This window comes from Ensifer soli (assembly GCF_041928815.1).
GTDB lineage: Bacteria > Pseudomonadota > Alphaproteobacteria > Rhizobiales > Rhizobiaceae > JBHFEI01.
On sequence record NZ_JBHFEI010000010.1, the window covers coordinates 189,144 to 209,833 of the forward strand.

A 20,690-nucleotide genomic window follows, 5' to 3' on the forward strand; every position below is an offset into this window, starting at 1 on the left:
TCACCTCCCGTGCCGACCGGAGCGCCCTATCGCGGCCGGAGGGCAAGCAACGCGCCCTTGAGCGCGCCGACCGCGGCCCGGCCGGTGCGCCGCGCGCCGGCCATCTCGAAGCCGAAGGCGGCAAGGCGCGGATCGCCCCCGACAGGCAGGGCGCAGGAGGCATGGATCTCCGTGACGGCAAGGCGCGGCAACAGCCGCGCAAGCGTGTCGACGCGGATGCCGGCGCCGGGCATGATCGAGATACGGCCCGCGGCCCGGGCGACCATCGCCTCCAATGCGTCGATGCCCTCGACCGCCGTCCTCTGGCCGCCGGAGGTGAGGATGCGCTCGAAGCCGAGGGCGACGGCGCTGTCGACGGCCTCGGAAAGGTCGGGAGAAAGATCGACGGCGCGGTGCAGCGTCCGCCCGAGAGGGCCGGCCTCCTGCGAAAGACGGGCGAGGACCGCCGTGTCGAGCCGACCGTCGGGCCGCGATGCGCCGAGGACCACGCCGGCGAGCCCGACGTCGCGCGCCGCTGCGATATCGTCGCTCATGACCGCCAGATCCGCGTCGCCATAGACGAAGCCGCCGCCGCGCGGCCGGATCATCGCATAGGCCGGCACCGGTGCCGCCGCCGCGCGCGCCATCAGCCCGCGCGAGGGGGTGAGCCCGCCGAGCGCCAGCGCCGAGCAGAGCTCGATCCGGTCGGCGCCGCCTGCGACCGCCGCCGCCAGCCCTTCGGCGTCGTCGACGCAGACTTCGAGGAGAACCGTGCTCATGCCGCGTCGAGCGCCATCAGCGCGGCACCGATCAGCCCAGGCTCGAGGCCCGCCGCGGCCGCCTGGCAGGTGCCGGGCACGACCAGCGGCCGTTCGAGGCGCCTGAGGATGCGGGCCCGCACGCAGGCGTCGAGCGCGGCGATCAGTGGCGCGGCATGCGACAGCCCGCCGCCGACCGGGACGATCGACGCCCCGGTGATGTTGACCGCCAGCGCCAGCGGCGAGGCGAGGAGATCGACGAGGATGTCGATGATGCGCGTGGCCCGGGCGTCGCCCGCCTGCCAGGCCGAAACGATCGCCTCGCTCGACAGATCGGCGGCATGAAGCATCCGGTGCAGACGCTCCATGCCGCGCGCGCCGCCGAGCGTGTCGACGCAGCGGCTCTGCCCGCAGGGACAGGCAAGGGAGGGGATCTCGACGGGGGGCGTGCCGGCGCTGGCCGCGACCGCCGGGCCATGGCCCCATTCGCCGGCGAAGCCGCCATCGCTGTTGACGAGGCGCCCGTCGACGACGAGCCCGCCGCCGACGCCGGTGCCGAGGATGATGCCGAAGACGATGCGATGGCCGCGGCCCGCGCCGAGGCCCGCCTCGGCGACGGCGAAGCAGTCTGCGTCGTTGGCGACGATCACCGGGATGCCGAGCCTTTCGCCGAGATCGGCGGCGAGCGGCCGCCCGTCGATGCAGGGAATGTTGGCGCAGGTCAGCCGGCCGGTTTCCGGATCGGTGACGCCCGCGATCGACAGAGCGACGCGGCGCACCCGCCCGCCCGCCGCGGCGACGAAACCAGCGAGGGCGGCGACGAAGGCGTCGAAATCATGCGCGGGTGTCGCCATGCGCCCGAGTGCGGCGATGCTGTCGCGGTCCTGCGCGGCGGCGGCGCGGATCGCCGTGCCGCCAATGTCGAAGCAGACGATCACGATCGCGTCTCCCGGATGGCGTTCGCCGGCCATAGCGCCGATCCGACCGCCGCGCAAGGATGGCCGCACCGAGGGAATATGCGCATCGCCGCAGGCTGCGGCACTTTAAACGGCGCGGCCTGCCCCCTAGATCGTCTCGGACCGGAAACCGGGCGATGCCCACCGAGACGGAGATACCATGATCCTCGATGCCGCCCGGCGCTCGCTCGCCAATCTGATCGCGCCGGAGACACGCCCGGTCGTGTGGAAGGTGATCGGCCTGACGCTGCTGATCCTCCTCGCCCTCTGGTTCGCGCTGCGCGAGACCTTCCTCCTCTTCGCGCTGCCTTGGATCGGCGGCTACCTGCCGGCGAATGCCGAGTGGAGCGGCTGGCTCACCTTCTTCCTTGGGCTTTTTGCCAGCATCGGCATCGCGCTCGCGTTGGCGATGCTGCTCGGGCCGGTTTCGGCGCTGACGGCGGGCTTCTTCCTCGACGACGTCGCCGAGACCGTGGAGCGGCGCGACTATCCCGGCGATCCGCCCGGCGCGGCGCTGCCGCTTGGCACCGCCATCCTCGGCACGCTCGGCTTCCTCGGCGTCGTCATCCTCGGCAACATCGTGGCGCTGTTCCTGCTGCTCATCCCCGGCGTCAATCTCGTCGCCTTCTTCCTCGTCAACGGCTACCTGCTCGGGCGGGAATTCTTCGAGTTCGCCGCGATGCGCCACAGGCCGCCAGCGCAGGCCCGCCTGTTCCGCGCCAGGCACCGGGGCACGGTCTTCCTCGCCGGGCTTCTGCTCGCCGCCTTTCTCGCCGTGCCGGTCCTCAACCTGCTGACGCCGCTGTTTGCCGCCGGTATGATGGTGCACCTGCACAGGGCGCTCTCGCAGCGCGACCCGCAATTTGCCGCCAGCCTGCCGAAAAGGGAGATCGCCGCGTGAGCGAGGACGACAACCGACTGACCCGCCTCGAGGAGCTCGCCGCCCACCAGGCGAAGACGATCGAGGAGCTTTCCGACCAGCTCGCCGGGCAGTGGCGGACGATCGAGCAGATGCGGGCGAAGCTCGACCGGCTGGCCGAGCGCTTTCTCGCGATGGAGGAGGCGGCGCTCGACGCGCCCCCGGCCAACCAGCGCCCGCCGCATTACTGAGCGCCGCCGGTCGAACCCATGAAAAAGCCGCCCCTCGCAGGGAAGGGCGGCCCGAATGCGCGGAACGGAACGACCGGAAGCCGTCAGTAGGGGCAGGCCTCGTCGGTCATGTAGTCGTGCACCTGGATGGTGCCGGCAATGATGTCGGCCTTGGCCTTGTCGACGGCGGCCTGCATCTCCGGCGTGATCAGCGCCTTGTTGTTGTCGTCGACCGCATAGCCGACGCCGTCCTCTTTCAGTCCCAGATTGGAGATGCCGAAGGCGAACGTGTCGTTCTTGGCCGAGGTGAAGGCGTCGTAGACGGCGACGTCGACGCGCTTCAGCATCGAGGTCAGCACCTTGCCGGGCTGCAGCATGTTCTGGTTGGAATCGACGCCGATGCCGAGCTTGCCCGCATCGGCCGCCGCCTGGAGAACGCCGACGCCGGTGCCGCCGGCCGCGTGATAGACGACGTCCGACCCCTGGTCGATCTGCGACTTGGCGATCTCGCCACCCTTGACCGGATCGTTCCAGGCGTCCGGCGTCGTGCCGGTGAAGGCTTCGAGCACCTTGATGTCGGGGCCTGCCGCCTTGGCGCCGCCGATATAGCCGCAGGAGAACTTGTGGATCAGCGGAATGTCCATGCCGCCGACGAAGCTGACGGTCTTGGTCTTGGAGGCGAGGCCGGCCAGAAGTCCGACGAGATACGAGCCTTCCTGTTCCTTGAAGACGACCGACTTCACGTTCGGCTTGTCGACGACCATGTCGATGATGGCGAACTTGATGTCCGGATATTCGGCCGAGACCTTTTCGAGCGCGGCGGCCCAGGAGAAGCCGGCCATGACGATCGGGTTGTTGCCGTCGCCGGCGAAGCGCCGCAGCGCCTGCTCGCGCTGCGCGTCGTTGGCGATCTCGAACTCGCGATAGGCGATGCCCGACTCGGCCTTGAACTTTTCCGCGCCGTTATAGGCCGCCTCGTTGAACGACTTGTCGAATTTTCCGCCGAGGTCGTAGATGATCGCCGGCTTGATGTCGGCGGCGAGCGCCGTGGCCGACATCATCGATGCGGCAAGGAGACCGAGAAGGGTTTTTTTCATTGTCGAGCCCTGTTGTTCCGTTTGATCTTCTTTGTCCTCCCGCGGGATCTCGTCTCACTGGAGATCGCGGCGCCACCGCGCGAGCGCGCACGGCCGGCGCCGGCATCCTTGCATGGTCCGGCTGAAAATTCACCCGGAAATTTCTCAAACGGTAAAACAGGAAACCTGCCTGAAAGCCGGCCACGATGCCGCATTTCATAGCTTTTTCAGCCTTGTCACGCACCGATCGGGCAGCTGACCCCGGTTCCGCGCAGGCCGCAATAGCCGTTCGGGTTTTTCGCCAGATATTGCTGGTGCTCGGCTTCCGCGAAATAGAACGGCCCGGCCGGAGCGATCTCTGTGGTGATGCGCCCCTTGTGGCCGCGCGCGGCAAGCGCGGCCTGGTAGCGCTCCCGCGCCGCCTCGGCGGCTGCCTGCTGCCCGGCGTCGCTGGTGTAGATCGCCGAGCGATAGGTCGTACCGATATCGTTGCCCTGGCGCATGCCCTGGGTCGGGTCATGCTCCTCGAAGAAGGTCTTGAGCAGGGTTTCGAGCGGGATCGCCGCCGGATCATAGACGACGAGCACCACTTCCGCGTGGCCGGTCAGGCCGGTGGTGGTCTCCTGATAGGTCGGATTCTTCGTCAGCCCGCCGGAATAGCCGACGGCGGTGACATAAACCCCCGGCAATTTCCAGAAGAGACGCTCGGCGCCCCAGAAGCAGCCCATGCCGAGCAGGATCGTCTCGAGTCCCTCGGGATAGGGGCCTTTCAGCGGCCGGTCGTTGACCGCGTGAGTGGGCGCGGTCGGAAGGGGGGCCTCGCGGCCGGGAAGCGCGCTTCCCGCATCCGGCATCACCGTCTTCTTGTTAAACATATCGCTCAGAAACATAAGCTACCTCCTGACGGACAGGGTTGGAACGGGACGAACGTGGCCGCCGGTCTAAGGCGCGGCGGGTACGCCCTTCGGCGCCCCCCGGTATCCGGCGATCCACAGGAGCAGGGACAGCCCCAGAAGCACGGCGAAGGCTGGCGCCTCGAAGGCCTGCCGCGCGGCCGGCTGCAGGAAGGAGGGCAGGCCGCCGGCCGGCCCTGCGAGACGCGCCGCCGGGTTGCCGCCGACGAACGACAGGAGATCGACAAGCGATGTCATCGCCGGCATCGACAGCGCGACCGAGCGGATGGCGTCGATCGTTCCGGCTGCAACCGCCGCCGCGAGCGCGACGAGGCTTGCAAGCCGCATCATGAAACGCATGGGGTGCCTTCCTCGACCGCACCGGCGCAGACCTGTCACGCCTGGCACCGAAGATAGGAAGTGATGACGACGATGACAATGGCGAAGGCGCGTTCTGGCGATCTGCGCGCGCCGTCGTCAAACCGTCAGATTCCGGTTGATCCCTGGCGCAACCTCGGTATATATCGCGCCCGTCAGCAGGGGATTTTCTCCTGGGCGAACGGCATGATCCGGCCTGCGGGCCCTACGAAATGCAGTCTCCCCGATAATCTGACGCCGGCCGCACGATGCGAACGGAAACGGACAGGTGGCCGAGTGGTTTAAGGCGCACGCCTGGAACGCGTGTGTACGTGAAAGCGTACCGAGGGTTCGAATCCCTCCCTGTCCGCCATTTCAGTCCCAAAGTGGGCACACCGATTCCCGCCGATTTCCCGCTAGAGACCGAAGTAAGGGCGCGCAGCAGTTCGCCCTTCGATCCTATGATGCGAACGTTGCCTTCTCCGACTTCGACGCGTTGGGCAAATGCGCGCAGATGATCCCGCCGGTAGCCGCCGCCCTCCTGCCTGAGCCGACGCCGCGCGGTCGTGGCGAACTTTCGTAAAACGGCCGGCGTCACCGCCATGCTGCCGGAGCTTTCGAGCATGGCCTGTGCTCGCTCGGAATCGACTTGCGCTTGGTCGCGTAGCGCCCGCAGGGCGACGACGCGCTCCTTCAAGGCCGGATCGTTCAGATCGGCCACGCCCGCTTCGATGGCCTCGTAGAGGCGTTTCAGGCGAAGCTCGGTCTCGGCCGCGCGCCGGTTCAACTCGGCGATATGCTCCCTGCGCCGATCCGCCCGCTCCTCGCGTCGATCGAGGATCGAGGCCAGGATCTCCTCCAGCCGCTCGGGCTGGAGCAGCCGGTTCTCAATATGGTCGCAGACGATGGCGTCGAGTTGCGGCATCGGGATCGAGCGGCCGGAGCAGCCGGTCTCGCCCTGCCGGGCCTTGATCGAGCAGGTGTAATAGCGATAGCGCCCGCCCTTGCCGGTGCGGAGTGTCATGGCTCCACCGCACTTCTCACAGAAGCAGATGCCTGTCAGCAGGGTCGGCCCGCTGACGACACGCGGCGGCGTGACCTTGGAGTTGCGGACCCGCAAATGCTCCTGCACGGCATCAAATGTCTCCTGATCGATCAGGCGCGGCACCGGGACGACGACGATTTCGCTGACCGGCTTCAGCACCTTGGACTTGGAGCGCTTGTTGAACTCATGCTCCCCGATATAGGTGCGTCGGGTCAGAATGCGGTGAAGCTGGCCGATGCCCCAACGCCCACCGTCGCGGGTGAAGATACGGTTGCGGTTGAGATGATTCACGATGGCCTTGACGCCCATCGGGCCTGAGCCGCCTTCGCCCTGGAGAGCGAGCCGATAGATCAGCCGCACCGTGTCTGCGTGCAACGGGTCGATCTCCAGCTTCTTCTTGGTCTTGGAGCCGCGTTGCTCGGCTGCGACGATGCGATAGCCGATCGGCGGAAGAGCGCCGTTCCAAAAGCCCTGTCGGGCATTCTCCTTCAGGGCGCGCATGACATGCTTGGCGTTCTCCTTCGACTGATATTCGTCGAAGAGCGCCATGATCCGCCGCATCATGTCGTGGATCGGATCGTCGCCCAGTTCCTGTGTGATGGACACGAGCCGGACGCCATTCTTGGCGAGCTTCCGGTAGTAATATTCCATGTCGAAGGCGTCGCGGAAGAAGCGCGAGAAGCTGTGAACCAGCACCACGTCAAACGGTGCGGGCTTGGACGTGCCCGCTTCGATCATGCGCTGGAACTCGGGCCGGCGATCGTTGGTGGCGGTATTGCCCGGCTCCACGAAGGTTTCGACAAGCTGATACCCGCGCGCCTCGCACCAGGCTTCGCCCTGCCGACGCTGGTCAGGGATCGACACATCATGCTCGGCCTGCCGCGCGGTGGAAACGCGCAGGTAAAGGGCGGCACGGGTGGCGACCAGCGGAGATTCTTTATTCATCGGCGGTCTCCTTCGGGCGTGAGGCTTTGCGCCGTGGATTGGCGAGCGCCAGTTCCAGCACGACGCGATCATGGATGAGTTTGGGAGCGAGTTTCTTGCCGCTACGCTCCATGCGGATAAGGCCGTAACCGACCATCGCTTTGAGCGTGCGTGAGAGGTTGGATTTTGCACGGCCGGTCAGTTCGGCCAGCGCATCGAGCGAATCCGGCTCCTGCTCAGCGATCAGGCACAGCATTTCGCGGTTGGGTGCCGACAAGACCTTGGAGAAGGATTCCGTCGAGATGAACCAGACTTTGGGATCGTCGGGCGACGGCTGTTCCTCGCCGCGCGCGATGCGTAGCGTCCGGGCCTTCATTTCCTCTGTATCGGCAATGCCGATCTTCAGCGTGGTCATGGCGCGCAGCCTCCGCAGGGGCACTCGCCGACCGACAAAGGACATCAGGCGGCGAAGCCGATATTCGCCATGACAGTTATCATAGTAATATAACTATTTCAAGGAAATTCGCTCTACTCTATCGAACCGGATCAGCCGGGCTTGCCGAACAGTTCGTCGATAATGTCGCCGAACCACGCCTCGAACAGGTCGATCTCGGCCTCAGTTACGGGCACGCGCTCGGGCCAATCGTCGGAGACGGTCCAGTGATCGACCGATGGCTGCGTGCCACGTCCTTTCGCGACCGGCGCTTCGGGGGATATCGGCATATCCTCATCGATGTAATCGTATAGGTCGTCGGGCAGGTTGCCGGAGACGGCACGCGTCCGACGCCGGTTCTTGGTGGCTTGGCGTCGAGACATGAACTCACCGTCCGGTTGGATATGCAGTCGTGGGTTCCCCGATCGGAATACGCGGCACTGCGCCGCCCCATCATCCTGCGGGGTTTGGCGACCGCGTGAAGTCGATATTATGCGATACCTTGATCGCCTCATGCGATCGGAGTGCCGGCCGATGGCGTCCCACGCCGCGCCTTGGCGAAGCCGCGATCGGTGGCGATGAAGCGTTCCAGCATGGGGACGATCAGGCGGACGGGATCGGTCGGCTGTTGCCCCGCCTCGCGGCCCAGGATTTCGGCATAGTCGATCAGGTCGCGGTGCAAGCTGGCGGGCAGCTCCAGCGTGACCTTTATGGGCTTGTCGTCGGCGATCGGGCCGAGCTTCAGCTTGGTCATGGCGTTCCCCCATAGGGTTCGAGCACAAGGTCGCGGGTGACGATGACGCGGACCGGGAAACCCGGCCGGATGGTCAGCGTCGGGGCGATCTGCAACTGGCGCTGGACGATCTGCTGTCCGGCCTGATTAATGGTGTCCTGCGCCCCGTCGCGGATCGCTCGCACAAGACGGTCATTGTCGTCAGTGGCGAGTTCGGTGCCGATACCGAGCAACGTCGAGAGCGCGGCGGCCTTGGCGAGATCCCACCAGTGGTAATCGACGCCATCCTCAAGCCCGGCATAGCCTTGCGTATCCGCGCCCGGCTGACGCTCCAGCACGATCGAGCGGCCGTTCGGGAAGATCAGGCGGTTCCAGACGAGCAGGATGCGGCGCTGGCCGAAGCCGACGCCGTTGTCATACTGGCCGATGATGCGCGTTCCCTGCGGGATCAGGAGGATGTGGCCGGTCGGGCTGTCATAGATGTTCTCTGTCACCTGCGCGGTGATCTGGCCGGGAAGATCGGAACGGATGCCGGTGATGAGCGCGGCGGAAATCACCGCGCCGGCCTGAAGCACATTCGGCGAAGCGGGCGCGGCAACGCGATCGGACGCGACGGTGCGTCTGTCGGGTGCCTGGTTGAGGAAGGCGAGCTGGCGGTCCTGCGCCGCGGGCGTGGCAGGCTGTGGCGCAAGGCCAAGGCTGGCAAGGTTCGGCGCAGCAGCCGTTGTGTCGGCCGTTGCCGTCGCGGCCGACGCAGCGGTGCGCGTCTCCGTCGAGGCGAACAGGCGAGCGGTCCTCGCCGCCTCCAGTTCCTGCAAGCGGCGTTGCTCCTCGGCGCTGAGGCCGGGCTGCACCGCCGGATTGGCGGGTGTGCCGGCGAGCGGCGACGTGACGGGCTGCCCCCGGTTCTGCGCGTCGAGGATCGGTCGGCCGAGATCGCCGGGAAGCGGTGGACCGAGCACCGGCCCGGTATAGTCGCGCGGCAGGCTATTGAGGCCGTCCGGCGTCGCCCGGTTGTCGGTCGATAGCAGTTCTGCGTTCTGACCGCCCCCCTGCGAGGTCTGAAGCGCGTAGATCAACGCGCCGCCGACGCCCAGGCTGGCGACGAGACCGAGACCGCCGAGCACCTTGCGCGACAGGCGGGTAACGCGCGGTGGCTCGGGACGCAGGCGCATTGGCGCGACCGGCTCGCCGGTCAGCGGGTGGGCATCATCGGAAGGTTCCGGCGCCTCGGGCTTGCGCCCTTCTTCCTTTTCGGGATCGACCTCGCTCACGATGCGGGCCTCCCGTCGGTGCGCGAGATGCGGACCCGCTTCTGATTGCGGTCGGTGCCGAAACGCAGCTCGGCGGCGGCGAACAGCCGGTCCACGATCATGTATTTGCCGCGCACGCGATAGTTCACCAGTTCCGAGGTATTGCCCTCCGCCCCGACGACGAAGAGCGGCGGCATCTCGCCCTGGCCGATGCCACGCGGGAACTCGATGAAGACCTGCCTTCCGTCGTCGAAGGCGCGCAGCGGCCGCCACGGCGCCCGGTCGCCGGAAATCTCGTAGCGGAAATTGACGTTGGCGAGATCGACGCCGCTGGCAACGGGCTGGACAGCCTGCGCGTCAGCGTTCTGGCGGCGGAGTGCGATGAGCTGGTCCTGCGGATACTGCCAGGATACCGACGCCATATAGGTGCGCTCGGTCGAACGCAGTTCCATATGGTAGGTGCGCAGATTGGTGTTGATGACGAGATTGGTCATCAAATCGGTGCGTGTCGGCTTCACGAGGATATGGACCTGCCGGGTAGCGCCCGTGCCGCTTTCGGTATCGCCGATGATCCAACGCACCGTGTCGCCAGCGGCGACCGGGCCGGAACCGACCAGCGTTTCGCCCGGCTGAAGCGCGATGTCGGTGATCTGCCCGACAGCGGTATAGACCTGATAGAGCGCGCCTTGCGTGAAGGGATAGACCTGCATCGAATTGATGAAGCCGTCGCGCACGGGCTGCACGCGGGCCTGCGCGTTGGCCTGATTGACCCTGGCCGTGGGGTCGACCGGCTCCGGCGTGCGGCGTGTGGTCTCGACAGGTTTCATCTGGCCGGGCAACGGCAACGGGCGCGGCAGCTCGACCACCGTGACCGGCGCAGGCGGATCGACCGTCTGCACGGCTGGCGCGGCATCGTCATAGGCGATCTCGGGCGGCGGGGTTGTCGTGGCGCAGCCCGCGAGCGCCGTGGTGCAGATGAGGAGAACCGGCAAAGCGGATTTACGGAAAGCCGGAAAGACGGGATTGCGTGCCGCCGGATGTCCGGCGGTCGGATAAGACGGCCGGATCATTGTCCAAGCTCCTTCGACCAGTTGATGGCGTTGACGTAGATGCCGAGCGGATTGGCCCGGAGTTTTTCGGGGTCGCGCGGGGGCTGCACGACGACGGTGAGGATGGCGGACCAGCGCTCGGTCGAGGCGAGCGAGCCGTCCTGATAGCGCCGCTCGATCCAGGCGACGCGGAACGAGTCTGGCGATGCGCGGATGACCGAGGAAACCTCAATGGCGATCTGCTGCTTGCCGACTTTGGTGAACGGGTCATTGGCGCGGGCATAGGCGTTGAGCGCCAGAGCCCCGGCCTGCGTCGTGAACTCGTAGGCGCGAAGCCAGTTCTGCCGCACGATGATGGCGTCGGCCGGGATCGCGCGGACCTGGTCGATGAACCGGGCCAGATGGAAAGCGATCTGTGGATCGGTCGGCTGGTAGTTAGCGACGGCGGGGGCGACGGCCTGTGCCTGGCCGAGTTTGTCGACCTGCACCACCCACGGCACGATCGATCCGCTGGTGGACTGCCAGACCAGCGCTGCGGACAGCCCCGCCGACAGGGCGAGCGAGCCGAAAGCCATGAAGCGCCAGTTGCGGGCCTGCACGCGGGCGGAACCGATGCGGTCGTCCCAGACCTGCGCCGCTCGTTGGTAGGGCGTCTCGGGCTGAGGGGATTTGCCGTAGTGGGTGGCGGGTCTTTTGAACATCAGCGGTCACTTTCAGAGAGATTGATGGATGAGCCGCCGCCGTGGCTGTCGCCGCTGCGCACGGAATGGGCGGCGGCCTGAATGCCGTGCGTGAATTGCTGCGAGCGCTTCATGCGCTTGGCCCATGCGGGCGGGCCTTCAGCAGTGGATGCGGACGGCGCGGAGGTGGACCCGGCTTCGCCGGCCTCTCCCCCGATGGTCCCGGCAGTCGAAGAGCCGCCCGTGACCTCGAAGGCGCCGCGAGCACCAGCCTGATAGCTTTGCTTCATGCTGTCGGCGGCTTTCGATGCCGCGCGCTTCAAGGGAGACGCGGCAGCTTGCGCGCCGGTCGAGGCGACGTTGCCGAGACCGGAGGCGACGGCGGATGCGCCCGACTGTCCGGCAGCGCCGAGGCTGTAGGCAGTCGAGGCTGCACCCGCGAGCGCCGCGCCGCCACGGGCGGCGGCGGCAGCGCCTCCGGCAAGTGCACCGGCCCCGCCAGCGGCAGCGCCAAGGGCAGCGCCGCCGGCCATGACCATGCCACCGGCGGCAAGGCCCGTTCCGATAGCTGCGCCGGCGCCGAGCTGCGGGCCGCCGGAGACAAGACCGTTAGCGATGCCGGGACCGAAGATGCCCAGGCCAAGCAGTGACAGCGCGGCGAGCACGATCGCCATGGCGTCGTCGATCGTCGGCGTCGCGCCGCCGAAGCCCGCTGTGAACTCGGAAAACAGCGTCGAGCCGATACCGATGATGACGGCGAGCACCAGAACCTTGATGCCCGATGAGATGACGTTGCCGAGCACCCGTTCGGCCATGAAGGCGGATTTGCCGAACAGGCCGAAGGGGATCAGCACGAAGCCCGCAAGCGTCGTCAGCTTGAACTCGATCAGGGTGACGAAAAGCTGGACGGCAAGGATGAAGAAGGCGAGCAGGATCAGCGCCCAGGCAAAAAGCAGGCACGCGATCTGGATGAAGTTCTCGAAAAACGAGACCCAGCCCATCAGGTCGGAGATGGATTCGAGCAATGGGCGACCGGCGTCGAGGCCGGTCTGCGCCACCTTGCCGGGGCGCAGCAGGTCGGCGACGGAAAAGCTGGTCCCGGACGCCTTCAGGCCGAGGCCGGCGAAGCTCTCGAAGACGATGCGGGCGAGATTGTTCCAGTTGCCGATGATGTAGGCGAAGACGCCGACGAACAGCGTCTTCTTGACCAGACGGGCGATGATGTCGTCATCGGCGCCCCACGACCAGAACAGCGCCGCCAGCACCACGTCGATGACGATCAGCGTCGTCGCGATGAACGCGACCTCGCCCGACAGCAGGCCGAAGCCGCCGTCGATATAGCGCGTGAAGACTTCGAGGAAATGATCGATGACGCCGGTGCCGCCCATGTCAGCGCGCTCCCTCATCAGGAGAAACGGGCGGCCTTGCAGGCTCGGGCGGTGTGACCGGCTGCATCTCCTTGACGATCGAATCTTCAGCCGGAGCCGATGGCCACAATATCGTCGGAGCGTCCGGTGCATCCGGCGTCTGCGCACCCTGCTTCAGGAAGCGGTCGCGGTTCTCGGCCCATATGCCGAGGCAAGCGGGATCGCGGATGGCGGCCTCGCCCATGTCCCGGCAACGGCGAAGGCGTTGGCGCAGGTCGCCAGTGTCGCCGCGTTGGCGTGCCTGGGGGCCGACCTCAGCAGGTTCGGGCTGGCGCGTGAACTCGATCACGGCGGCGGTGATGGCGACGCCGACGAAGACGATGGTGCCGAGCCGGGCAAGCATCTTGCCGTCCATGGGCGTCGCCTCCCTCAATTACCGCTGCTCGGGAACATCCGGGCATTGCCCGGCTGGTAGCCCGTGCCCTGCGTCAGGAAGCGGCGGCGCTGCTCGCGCCCCTGTTCCGCGGCGGCTGCCCGTTCAGCGTCGGTAAGTGCCTGCGCCCGGCCGTTGGCGGCGACGACGGCGGTGAGATCGGCAAGTTGCTGAGCCTGAAGCGCGAGGAGCTGGTTGCCGGCCTGTGTAGCCTGAAGTGCGCCGGTCGCGCCCTGGCTCGCCCCCACCAGCCGCGACATCTCCGTGCGGTTGGTGTCGATATTGCCGACGACGGTGGCCTGCACCTTCATCGCATCCTGAAGGCTACCGACCGTGTTTTGCCAGCGGGAGCGAGCATCGGAGACAAGCTGCTGGTCCGACGCAGACAACGAGATGTTCCCATATTTCTGCTGGAATATCTGGTCGATCTGCTGAACGTCGTAGGCGATGTTCTGCGCCTGATTGAGCAATTGCTGGGTGCGCTGGACCGACTGCTGAATCTGCTGGAGCGACGAGATCGGCAGGTTCGCCAGATTGCGAGCCTGATTGATGAGCATCTGCGCTTCGTTCTGAAGCGAGGTGATCTGATTGGTGATCTGCTGAAGGCTCCGGGCGGCCGTCAGCACATTCTGCACATAGTTCGTCGGGTCATAGACGATCCATTGCGCCTGTGCGGGCGCGGGCAGCATCGGGGCGAACGCGACGGGGGCGATGAGCAGCGCGGCAGCAAGCCGCGCCACGCGGGAACGGCGCAGTTTCATGGCAGTTTCTCCAGGTTGGTGAGGTCGGGGATGAGGTCGGCGGCCCAATCGACGCCGCGATGGCGTAGCCAGGCGTCGAGAAAGCGATCCGGGCCGTGTTCGGCGAGGATCTGGGCGATGATGGTCTGATCGGATTTGCCGGACGCGGCGCAGAGCGACAGCGCCACGTCGCTGAGGCCGAGGTCGAACAGGCGATTGCCGCGTCGGGACTGGCAGTAATAGTCGCGCTTGGGCATCGCCCGCGCGAGGATTTCGATCTGACGATCGTTGAGGCCGAAGCGGCGGTAGATGGTGGTGATCTGCGGCTCGATCGCGCGCTCGTTCGGCAGGAGGAGCCGGGTGTGGCAGCTTTCGATGATGGCAGCCGCAATCACGCTGCCGTCGATGTCCGAGAGGCTTTGCGTGGCGAAGATGACGCTGGCGTTCTTCTTGCGCAGCGTCTTCAGCCATTCGCGGAGCTGGCCGGCGAAACCCTCGTCGTCGAGCGCGAGCCAGCCCTCATCGACGATGATGAGCGTCGGCGATCCGTCGAGCCGGTCTTCAATCCGGTGGAACAGATAGGCCAGCACGGCGGGTGCGGCGTCCGTGCCGATCAGCCCTTCTGTCTCGAACGCCTGAACGGTGGCCGTGCCGAGATGTTCGCTCTCGGCGTCGAGCAACCGGCCCCAGGCCCCGCCGATGCAATAGGGCCGAAGCGCCTGCTTCAGGTCGTTGGACTGGAGCAGGACGCACAAGCCAGTGATAGTGCGCTCGCCCACCGGCGCGGAGGCCAGCGAAGTCAGCGCCGTCCAGATGTGCTCCTTCACTTCGGGCGTGATGATGACGCCTTCGCGCAGGAGAATGGCGACGATCCAGTCCCCGGCCCACGCGCGTTCGCTCGTCTCCTCGATGCGGGCGAGCGGCTGGAGGCTGACGGACGTGTCCGAGCCGTCCGTCAGCCCGCCGCCGAGATCGTGCCAGTCGCCCTGCATGGCGAGTGCTGCGGCGCGGATCGAGCCGCCGAAGTCGAAGGCGAAGACCTGGGCGCCTCTGTAGCGGCGGAACTGAAGCGCCATGAGCGCCAGCAGCACCGACTTGCCCGCGCCGGTCGGGCCGACGACAAGCGTATGCCCGACATCGCCGACGTGAAGGGAAAACCGGAACGGGGTCGAGCCTTCGGTTTTGCCGAAGAGCAGTGGGGGCGCTGCAAAATGCTCGTCCCGTTCCGGCCCCGCCCACACCGCCGAAAGCGGAATCATGTGGGCGAGATTGAGCGTGGAGATCGGCGGCTGCCGGACGTTGGCATAGACATGCCCCGGCAACGATCCGAGCCAGGCATCCACGGCGTTGATGGTCTCTGCCATCGCCGTGAAGTCGCGGCCCTGAATGACCTTCTCCACGAGGCGTAGTTTCTCGTCGGCGATGCGCGGATCGGCGTCCCACACCGTAACGGTGGCGGTGACATAGGCGATGCCTGCATAGTCCGCGCCGAGTTCCTGAAGTGCGAGATCGGCATCCGCTGCCTTGTTCGACGCATCCGTGTCCACCAGCGCGGATTGCTCGTTGGTCATCACCTCCTTGAGGATCGCGGCGATGGACTTGCGCTTGGCGAACCATTGCCGCCTGATCTTCGTCAGCAGCTTGGTCGCGTCGGTCTTGTCGAGCAGGATTGCGCGGGTGGCCCAACGGTACGGAAAGGCGAGCCGGTTCAGTTCGTCGAGCAGGCCCGGCGTTGTCGCGGTCGGAAATCCGGTGATGGTCAGCACACGCAGATGCTGATCGCCCAGGCGCGGCTCCAGCCCGCCGGTCAGCGGCTGATCGGCGAGCAGCGCATCGAGATAGATCGGGGTTTCGGGGACGCGGACACGGTGCCGGTGCGTGGACACGCAGCCATGCAGATAGGTCAGCGTCTCGCCATCATCGAGCCAGCGGCATTCCGGCATGAAAGCTTCGATCAGGCGGAGCAGCCGGTCGGTTCGGTCGGCGAAGGCGTTGCACAGCTCGTTCGGATCGATGCCGGCTTTCTCGCGTCCCTCGTAGAGCCAGGTTTCCGCACGGGCAGCGTCTTCGGCAGGCGGCAGATAGGTGAAGGTCAGGAAGTAGCTGGACTCGAAATGCGCGCCCGCTTCCTCGAAATCTGCCTTGCGCTCGGCATCGACCAATGCGGACGCCGCATCGGGAAACGTGCTGACGGGGTAGATCGCGGCCGGATGGCGCTGCGCTTCCACGAAGATCGCCCAACCGGAGCCAAGGCGGCGGAAGGCGTTGTTGAGACGACCGGCGACGGCGACCAGTTCGGCGGGCACAGCCGAATCGAGATCGGGGCCGCGAAACCGTACCGTGCGCTGGAAGCTGCCGTCCTTATTGAGCACGATGCCGGGGCCGACAAGGGCTGCCCAGGGCAGGAAGTCGGCAAGGCGGCTGTTGCGATTGCGATATTCGGCGAGGTTCATCATCGGTGCGCTCCCCCTCAGACCGTGAGATGTGCGGGGATGCGCAGATGGCGGCGGCCGACATCGACAAAGAGCGGGTCGCGCTTTGCCGCCCAGACGGCCGCGAAATGCCCGATCGCCCAGATGGCGAGACCCACCAGCCAGAGGCGCAGGCCCAGGCCGACCGCGCCTGCCAGCGTGCCGTTCATGATGGCGATGGCGCGCGGAGCGCCGCCGAGCAGGATCGGCTCGGTCAGCGCCCGGTGGACCGGCACGGTGAAGCCGGGAACCTCGCTCCCCTGTTCGACGACGCCCGCCATCAGACCAGCGCTCCGCCGCCGAACGAGAAGAACGACAGGAAGAAGCTCGACGCGGCGAACGCGATCGAGAGGCCGAAGACGATCTGGATCAGACGGCGGAAGCCGCCCGACGTGTCACCGAAGGCCAGTGCGAGGCCCGTGGTGATGATGACGATCACGGCGATGATCTTGGCGACCGGGCCTTCGATCGACTGGAGGATGGATTGCAGCGGGGCTTCCCACGGCATGGACGAGCCGGAGGCATGGGCGGGCGCGGCCATCATCAGGCTCACGACGGCGACGGAAGCCGTCATGGTGAGGTGATGGAGCAATTGAGACGGGCGCCCATCAGCGAGATGTATGGCGCGCAGACGTTCGATCATGGATGGTCTCCTTCGGGGCTGAGGGCTTGGGCTGAGGAAGTCGCAGCGCCGTCGCCCTCGATGACGGCGGGCGCGACGCGGTAATCGCCGTCCGGGTCAAGGCCCTCGACGCGGGCGAGTTCAGTGAGCCGGCGCGCGGAGCCGCGTCCGGTGAGGACGGCAACGAGGTCGATGGTCTCGGCGATCAGCGCGCGCGGAACGGTGACGACAGCTTCCTGGATGAGCTGTTCCATCCGGCGAAGCGCGCCGATGGCGCTGCCGGCATGGATGGTGCCGACGCCGCCGGGATGGCCGGTGCCCCATGCCTTCAGGAGATCGAGCGCTTCCGCGCCACGCACCTCGCCGACCGGGATGCGGTCGGGGCGCAGGCGTAAGGATGAGTGGACGAGATCCGACAGGGACGCCACGCCGTCCTTCCTCCGCATGGCGACAAGGTTGGGCGCGGCGCATTGCAGCTCGCGCGTGTCCTCGATGATGACGACGCGGTCGGAGGTCTTCGCCACCTCGGCCAGGAGCGCGTTGGTCAGTGTGGTCTTGCCGGTGGAGGTGCCGCCCGCCACGAGGATGTTGGCGCGGGACATGACGCCCTCGCGTAGCGCCTCGGCTTGGGTAGCCGTCATGATCCCGGCCCGGACGTAATCGTCGAGCGTGAACACGGCGACGGCGGGTTTACGGATGGCGAAGGCCGGGGCTGCGACGACGGGTGGCAGCAGGCCCTCGAAGCGCTCCCCTGTCTCCGGCAGCTCGGCCGAGACGCGCGGGCTACCGGCGTGGACCTCGGCGCCGACATGATGGGCGACGAGGCGCACGATGCGTTCGCCGTCGGCGGGCGACAGTCTCTCGCCGGTGTCGGACAGCCCTTCGGAAAGTCGGTCAATCCAGATGCGGCCATCCGGGTTCAGCATCACCTCGACGATCGCGGCGTCTTCGAGAAACCGTGCGATGGCCGGGCCGAGCGCGGTGCGCAGCATTCGCGCGCCGCGTGCCAAACTTTCCGAATGGTGATGTGAAACGGCCATCTGATCCCCGTGTTCGCCGGGGAGACATCAGACGGTCCCCGGACGGGGATGATTAAAAGAGCCGGAAATTAGGCTGATTCAACAAGTATCTAACACCCGGCGGCCATAGCGAAGAAACGGCGGCAATCGGCGGGATTGATTATTGGACGCCGCACACCAGAGGCGTCCGCTATTCTGTATCGCCTGCTCCATTGCGTCGCGAGTCGATGTCACGCGACAGGTCTTTCAGGAACCGATCGCCGGTTGCGAGCTTCCGGCCGAGCGTTTGTAGAAAGCCGTCGAACCGCTCCGTGCCTTTGGCACGCGCCGATGCCTGTGCGCTGTCGGGCAACGGCGGCGTGACGGTCAGCCAGAAGCGGATGAACAGCGAGAGCGTTTCTCCGAGAATGGCGAGGTCTTCGTCCATGCCCTCGATCTGGCGGCCTATCCGGTCCATGCGACGGGCGAACACGGCTTCCAGCCGCTCCGAGGCGTCGGCAGACAGGAACGACGCGACAGCGGCTTCGATCACGGCGGATTTGGAAATGTTGCGCCGGAGGGCCAGAGCCTCGACCTTCTTCAGGAGGTCGGGGTCGAAATAGACGTTCATGCGGGTCTTCGTCTGCATGGCCGTCCCCTTCACAATTCTATGCCATCGGCAGGGTCCATCGACGCCTGCCGGGCGACCGATGTGACCTGCTGGCGGAGGCTGCGCGCCTTGGCGGCATCCACGTCCGGTTCATCGTCGAGTATGTCGAACTCCCCGACTGGCGCGTGATCCGGCGGCGCGATCTCCTCATGCTCCGGCAATTCCGGCTCGCGGCGGATGCCTGCATTGGCCGGATCGGTGTTTGTGCTGCCAGCATTTCCCGGTGCTACCCCAGCCGATGCAGCCGGGATCGCCAGCGCCGACCAATCATCGGCCGGTGGCTTTGCGACGCCCTTTGCTGCTTCCAGTTTTGGCGGCGGCAACAGGCGCTCGCGGAAGCGCCCATCTTCGTAGTAGCGCGCCTTCTTGGCTCGGATGGGCGGCACGCCCGCGACTAGCAGCAATTCGTCGGCGGGCGGAAGCTGCATCACCTCTCCAGGGGTGAGAAGCGGCCGCGCCGTCTCCTGCCGCGACACCATGAGGTGGCCGAGCCAGGGCGACAGCCGGTGCCCGGCATAGTTGGTGGAATCGCGCATCTCGGTGGCGGTTCCGAGGGCGTCGGACACGCGCTTGGCGGTGCGCTCGTCATTGGTGGCGAAGGCGACACGCACATGGCAATTGTCGAGCACGCTGTTGTTCGCGCCATACGCCTTCTCGATCTGGTTGAGGCTCTGCGCGATCAGGAAACTCTTGATGCCGTAGCCCGCCATGAAGGCAAGCGCGCTCTCGAAGAAGTCGAGCCGGCCGAGGGCTGGAAACTCGTCGAGCATCAGCAGGAGACGATGCCGGTTGGCGGAGGTCTTCAGGTCTTCGGTCAGCCGCCGCCCGACCTGATTGAGCAGTAACCGGATCAGCGGCTTGGTGCGGTTGATGTCGGAGGGCGGGACAACGAGATAGAGGCTGACCGGCCGTTCCGCCGCCACCAGATCGGCGATGCGCCAGTCGCACCGCGCCGTCACCTTCGCCACCACGGGATCGCGATAGAGGCCGAGGAACGACATGGCGGTCGAAAGCACGCCCGACCGCTCGTTGTCGCTCTTGTTCAGAAGCTCGCGCGCCGACGACGCGATGACCGGATGAACGCCGGCTTCGCCCAGATGCGGCGTGTTCATCATGGCACGCAGCGTCGCCTCGACGGGCCGCTTTGGATCGGAGAGGAAATTGGCAACGCCGGCGAGCGTCTTGTCCGCTTCAGCATAGAGAACATGAAGGATCGCGCCGACAAGTAGGCTGTGGCTGGTCTTTTCCCAATGGTTGCGCTTGTCGAGCGCGCCTTCGGGATCAACGAGGATGTCGGCGATGTTCTGCACGTCGCGGACTTCCTTGTCGCCGCGCCGTACCTCAAGAAGCGGATTATAGGCCGATGACGTGGGATCGGTCGGATCGAACAGCAGCACGCGGCCGTGCTTCGACCGGAAACCGGCGGTCAGGCCCCAGTTTTCACCCTTGATATCGTGAATGATGGTGCTGCCCGGCCAGGTCAGCAGCGTCGGCACAACCAGGCCGACGCCCTTGCCCGATCTGGTCGGGGCGAAGCAAAGCACATGCTCGGGACCGTCGTGACGGAGATAGTCGCGGTCGACCCGACCGAGCAGGACGCCATCAGGGTCGAGCAGACCGGCGGCCTTGATCTCGTCGGGTTCCGCCCAACGTGCCGATCCATAGGTGGCGACATTCTTCGCCTGTCGCGCCCGAAGGACAGACATGCCGATCGCGACGACGATGGCGATGAAGCCGCCCGAAGCCCCGATGATCGCCCCTTCAACGAAGACCTTCGGCGCGTAGGCATCGTAGAAATACCACCACCAAAAGAACGCTGGCGGATAGTAGATCGGCCAGCCCGCCACCATGAACCATGGCTCGCCGAGCTGCGCCTGAAAGCCGAGTTGCCACGCTGTCCATTGCGTTGCGGCCCAGGTCGTCAACAAAATGATGATGGAAACGAGGGCGATCTGCCCCCAAAGAATCTGACCTCCGCGCATACAGGCTCCGATCGGCAAAAGAGACGGAGCCGATCAAAGAATAGCCGTTCCGGCCAGAAGCAACAGATAATCCGATGCGTCGGGGTTTCGGATACTATGGCGAAGTGTCCGACATCAGCGCCTGTGAGACAAAATTGGTTGAGTTGAGAAGAGAGGATTTTCGGCTCATCGTAGCTCTATCG

General features: G+C 66.2%; 22 protein-coding genes, 1 tRNA gene and 1 pseudogene. 3 read left to right on the forward strand and 21 right to left on the reverse strand.

From position 1 onward, the window contains the following. Positions 1 to 26: 26 nt before the first annotated feature. Positions 27 to 758 (reverse strand): copper homeostasis protein CutC, encoded by a 732-nt coding sequence (locus ACEVQ6_RS16640; RefSeq protein WP_374890146.1) that lies wholly within the window; start codon positions 756 to 758, stop codon positions 27 to 29. Beyond that, positions 755 to 1,675: an ROK family protein gene (locus ACEVQ6_RS16645; protein WP_374890174.1), complete on the reverse strand. Its 921-nt coding sequence runs from the start codon at positions 1,673 to 1,675 to the stop codon at positions 755 to 757. The genes ACEVQ6_RS16640 and ACEVQ6_RS16645 overlap by 4 nt, the downstream gene beginning before the upstream one ends. 178 nt (positions 1,676 to 1,853) lie before the next feature. Here ACEVQ6_RS16645 and ACEVQ6_RS16650 point away from each other — a divergent pair, with 178 nt between their 5' ends. Together ACEVQ6_RS16650 and ACEVQ6_RS16655 are read left to right on the forward strand one after the other, a co-directional pair. Further along, the gene (locus tag ACEVQ6_RS16650) at positions 1,854 to 2,594 is read left to right on the forward strand and encodes a sulfate transporter family protein (RefSeq protein ID WP_374890147.1); all 741 of its coding nucleotides are present in this window, start codon (positions 1,854 to 1,856) and stop codon (positions 2,592 to 2,594) included. After that, positions 2,591 to 2,803, forward strand: coding sequence for a SlyX family protein (locus tag ACEVQ6_RS16655; RefSeq protein WP_374890148.1), 213 nt, complete (start codon positions 2,591 to 2,593; stop codon positions 2,801 to 2,803). The genes ACEVQ6_RS16650 and ACEVQ6_RS16655 overlap by 4 nt, the downstream gene beginning before the upstream one ends. A gap of 83 nt (positions 2,804 to 2,886) precedes the next feature. Here ACEVQ6_RS16655 and ACEVQ6_RS16660 read toward each other — a convergent pair whose 3' ends face one another. The 3 genes from ACEVQ6_RS16660 to ACEVQ6_RS16670 form a co-directional block, all read right to left on the reverse strand. Then, positions 2,887 to 3,879: a BMP family lipoprotein gene (locus ACEVQ6_RS16660; protein WP_374890149.1), complete on the reverse strand. Its 993-nt coding sequence runs from the start codon at positions 3,877 to 3,879 to the stop codon at positions 2,887 to 2,889. 215 nt (positions 3,880 to 4,094) lie between these two features. Further along, positions 4,095 to 4,748, reverse strand: a complete 654-nt coding sequence (gene msrA / locus ACEVQ6_RS16665) for a peptide-methionine (S)-S-oxide reductase MsrA (RefSeq protein WP_374890150.1) — start codon at positions 4,746 to 4,748, stop codon at positions 4,095 to 4,097. Positions 4,749 to 4,799: 51 nt separating this feature from the next. Continuing rightward, positions 4,800 to 5,111, reverse strand: coding sequence for a hypothetical protein (locus ACEVQ6_RS16670; RefSeq protein WP_374890151.1), 312 nt, complete (start codon positions 5,109 to 5,111; stop codon positions 4,800 to 4,802). A gap of 280 nt (positions 5,112 to 5,391) precedes the next feature. Here ACEVQ6_RS16670 and ACEVQ6_RS16675 point away from each other — a divergent pair. Further along, positions 5,392 to 5,481, forward strand: a tRNA-Ser gene (locus tag ACEVQ6_RS16675). Between the two features lie 576 nt (positions 5,482 to 6,057). On the opposite strand, the pseudogene ACEVQ6_RS16680 reads toward ACEVQ6_RS16675, so the two are convergent. The 16 genes and pseudogenes from ACEVQ6_RS16680 to ACEVQ6_RS16755 all read right to left on the reverse strand — a co-directional run. Next, positions 6,058 to 7,170: pseudogene (locus tag ACEVQ6_RS16680) on the reverse strand (recombinase family protein); the annotation flags it as partial. Further along, positions 7,091 to 7,492, reverse strand: a complete 402-nt coding sequence (locus tag ACEVQ6_RS16685) for an HVO_A0114 family putative DNA-binding protein (RefSeq protein WP_374890152.1) — start codon at positions 7,490 to 7,492, stop codon at positions 7,091 to 7,093. The pseudogene ACEVQ6_RS16680 and the gene ACEVQ6_RS16685, both read right to left, overlap by 80 nt. A 131-nt stretch (positions 7,493 to 7,623) precedes the next feature. After that, positions 7,624 to 7,893 (reverse strand): hypothetical protein, encoded by a 270-nt coding sequence (locus tag ACEVQ6_RS16690; RefSeq protein ID WP_374890153.1) that lies wholly within the window; start codon positions 7,891 to 7,893, stop codon positions 7,624 to 7,626. A gap of 128 nt (positions 7,894 to 8,021) precedes the next feature. Then, positions 8,022 to 8,264, reverse strand: a complete 243-nt coding sequence (locus ACEVQ6_RS16695) for a DUF2274 domain-containing protein (RefSeq protein WP_374890154.1) — start codon at positions 8,262 to 8,264, stop codon at positions 8,022 to 8,024. Further along, positions 8,261 to 9,517, reverse strand: a complete 1,257-nt coding sequence (locus tag ACEVQ6_RS16700; RefSeq protein WP_374890155.1) for a TrbI/VirB10 family protein — start codon at positions 9,515 to 9,517, stop codon at positions 8,261 to 8,263. Before ACEVQ6_RS16700 ends, ACEVQ6_RS16695 begins: the two co-directional genes overlap by 4 nt. Then, positions 9,514 to 10,566: a P-type conjugative transfer protein TrbG gene (gene trbG, locus ACEVQ6_RS16705; protein ID WP_374890156.1), complete on the reverse strand. Its 1,053-nt coding sequence runs from the start codon at positions 10,564 to 10,566 to the stop codon at positions 9,514 to 9,516. The genes ACEVQ6_RS16700 and trbG overlap by 4 nt, the downstream gene beginning before the upstream one ends. Further along, positions 10,563 to 11,246, reverse strand: a complete 684-nt coding sequence (gene trbF / locus ACEVQ6_RS16710) for a conjugal transfer protein TrbF (RefSeq protein ID WP_374890157.1) — start codon at positions 11,244 to 11,246, stop codon at positions 10,563 to 10,565. The genes trbG and trbF overlap by 4 nt, the downstream gene beginning before the upstream one ends. Continuing rightward, entirely contained in the window at positions 11,246 to 12,613 is a 1,368-nt protein-coding gene (gene trbL / locus ACEVQ6_RS16715; protein ID WP_374890158.1) for a P-type conjugative transfer protein TrbL, read from the reverse strand. Before trbL ends, trbF begins: the two co-directional genes overlap by 1 nt. Position 12,614: 1 nt before the next feature. Further along, positions 12,615 to 13,007: a putative entry exclusion protein TrbK-alt gene (gene trbK-alt / locus ACEVQ6_RS16720; RefSeq protein ID WP_374890159.1), complete on the reverse strand. Its 393-nt coding sequence runs from the start codon at positions 13,005 to 13,007 to the stop codon at positions 12,615 to 12,617. 14 nt (positions 13,008 to 13,021) lie between these two features. Further along, a complete protein-coding gene (gene trbJ / locus ACEVQ6_RS16725) occupies positions 13,022 to 13,786 on the reverse strand; it encodes a P-type conjugative transfer protein TrbJ (protein WP_374890160.1) in 765 nt (254 codons plus the stop codon). Then, entirely contained in the window at positions 13,783 to 16,221 is a 2,439-nt protein-coding gene (gene trbE, locus ACEVQ6_RS16730; RefSeq protein WP_374890161.1) for a conjugal transfer protein TrbE, read from the reverse strand. The genes trbJ and trbE overlap by 4 nt, the downstream gene beginning before the upstream one ends. Positions 16,222 to 16,235: 14 nt before the next feature. Then, on the reverse strand, positions 16,236 to 16,517 hold the full coding sequence (locus tag ACEVQ6_RS16735) for a VirB3 family type IV secretion system protein (protein WP_242932163.1): 282 nt from the start codon (positions 16,515 to 16,517) through the stop codon (positions 16,236 to 16,238). Next, positions 16,517 to 16,810, reverse strand: coding sequence for a TrbC/VirB2 family protein (locus tag ACEVQ6_RS16740; protein ID WP_058390520.1), 294 nt, complete (start codon positions 16,808 to 16,810; stop codon positions 16,517 to 16,519). The genes ACEVQ6_RS16735 and ACEVQ6_RS16740 overlap by 1 nt, the downstream gene beginning before the upstream one ends. 65 nt (positions 16,811 to 16,875) lie before the next feature. Beyond that, the gene (gene trbB / locus ACEVQ6_RS16745; protein WP_374890162.1) at positions 16,876 to 17,898 is read right to left on the reverse strand and encodes a P-type conjugative transfer ATPase TrbB; all 1,023 of its coding nucleotides are present in this window, start codon (positions 17,896 to 17,898) and stop codon (positions 16,876 to 16,878) included. 169 nt (positions 17,899 to 18,067) lie between these two features. Next, positions 18,068 to 18,505, reverse strand: a complete 438-nt coding sequence (locus ACEVQ6_RS16750; protein ID WP_374890163.1) for a ribbon-helix-helix domain-containing protein — start codon at positions 18,503 to 18,505, stop codon at positions 18,068 to 18,070. Positions 18,506 to 18,516: 11 nt separating this feature from the next. After that, complete coding sequence (locus ACEVQ6_RS16755; RefSeq protein ID WP_374890164.1) at positions 18,517 to 20,508, reverse strand: conjugal transfer protein TraG; 1,992 nt, start codon at positions 20,506 to 20,508, stop codon at positions 18,517 to 18,519. Positions 20,509 to 20,690: the final 182 nt, after the last annotated feature.

What these genes read in the sequence shown, in the direction of transcription:
- ACEVQ6_RS16640 (WP_374890146.1), bottom strand. Translation starts at nt 758, where the DNA reads ATGAGCACGGTTCTCCTCGAAGTCTGCGTCGACGACGCCGAAGGGCTG.
- ACEVQ6_RS16650 (WP_374890147.1), top strand. Translation starts at nt 1,854, where the DNA reads ATGATCCTCGATGCCGCCCGGCGCTCGCTCGCCAATCTGATCGCGCCG.
- ACEVQ6_RS16660 (WP_374890149.1), bottom strand. Translation starts at nt 3,879, where the DNA reads ATGAAAAAAACCCTTCTCGGTCTCCTTGCCGCATCGATGATGTCGGCC.
- msrA (WP_374890150.1), bottom strand. Translation starts at nt 4,748, where the DNA reads ATGTTTCTGAGCGATATGTTTAACAAGAAGACGGTGATGCCGGATGCG.
- ACEVQ6_RS16670 (WP_374890151.1), bottom strand. Translation starts at nt 5,111, where the DNA reads ATGCGTTTCATGATGCGGCTTGCAAGCCTCGTCGCGCTCGCGGCGGCG.
- ACEVQ6_RS16685 (WP_374890152.1), bottom strand. Translation starts at nt 7,492, where the DNA reads ATGACCACGCTGAAGATCGGCATTGCCGATACAGAGGAAATGAAGGCC.
- ACEVQ6_RS16690 (WP_374890153.1), bottom strand. Translation starts at nt 7,893, where the DNA reads ATGTCTCGACGCCAAGCCACCAAGAACCGGCGTCGGACGCGTGCCGTC.
- ACEVQ6_RS16695 (WP_374890154.1), bottom strand. Translation starts at nt 8,264, where the DNA reads ATGACCAAGCTGAAGCTCGGCCCGATCGCCGACGACAAGCCCATAAAG.
- trbG (WP_374890156.1), bottom strand. Translation starts at nt 10,566, where the DNA reads ATGATCCGGCCGTCTTATCCGACCGCCGGACATCCGGCGGCACGCAAT.
- trbF (WP_374890157.1), bottom strand. Translation starts at nt 11,246, where the DNA reads ATGTTCAAAAGACCCGCCACCCACTACGGCAAATCCCCTCAGCCCGAG.
- trbL (WP_374890158.1), bottom strand. Translation starts at nt 12,613, where the DNA reads ATGGGCGGCACCGGCGTCATCGATCATTTCCTCGAAGTCTTCACGCGC.
- trbK-alt (WP_374890159.1), bottom strand. Translation starts at nt 13,007, where the DNA reads ATGGACGGCAAGATGCTTGCCCGGCTCGGCACCATCGTCTTCGTCGGC.
- trbJ (WP_374890160.1), bottom strand. Translation starts at nt 13,786, where the DNA reads ATGAAACTGCGCCGTTCCCGCGTGGCGCGGCTTGCTGCCGCGCTGCTC.
- trbE (WP_374890161.1), bottom strand. Translation starts at nt 16,221, where the DNA reads ATGATGAACCTCGCCGAATATCGCAATCGCAACAGCCGCCTTGCCGAC.
- ACEVQ6_RS16735 (WP_242932163.1), bottom strand. Translation starts at nt 16,517, where the DNA reads ATGGCGGGCGTCGTCGAACAGGGGAGCGAGGTTCCCGGCTTCACCGTG.
- ACEVQ6_RS16740 (WP_058390520.1), bottom strand. Translation starts at nt 16,810, where the DNA reads ATGACGGCTTCCGTCGCCGTCGTGAGCCTGATGATGGCCGCGCCCGCC.
- trbB (WP_374890162.1), bottom strand. Translation starts at nt 17,898, where the DNA reads ATGGCCGTTTCACATCACCATTCGGAAAGTTTGGCACGCGGCGCGCGA.
- ACEVQ6_RS16750 (WP_374890163.1), bottom strand. Translation starts at nt 18,505, where the DNA reads ATGCAGACGAAGACCCGCATGAACGTCTATTTCGACCCCGACCTCCTG.
- ACEVQ6_RS16755 (WP_374890164.1), bottom strand. Translation starts at nt 20,508, where the DNA reads ATGCGCGGAGGTCAGATTCTTTGGGGGCAGATCGCCCTCGTTTCCATC.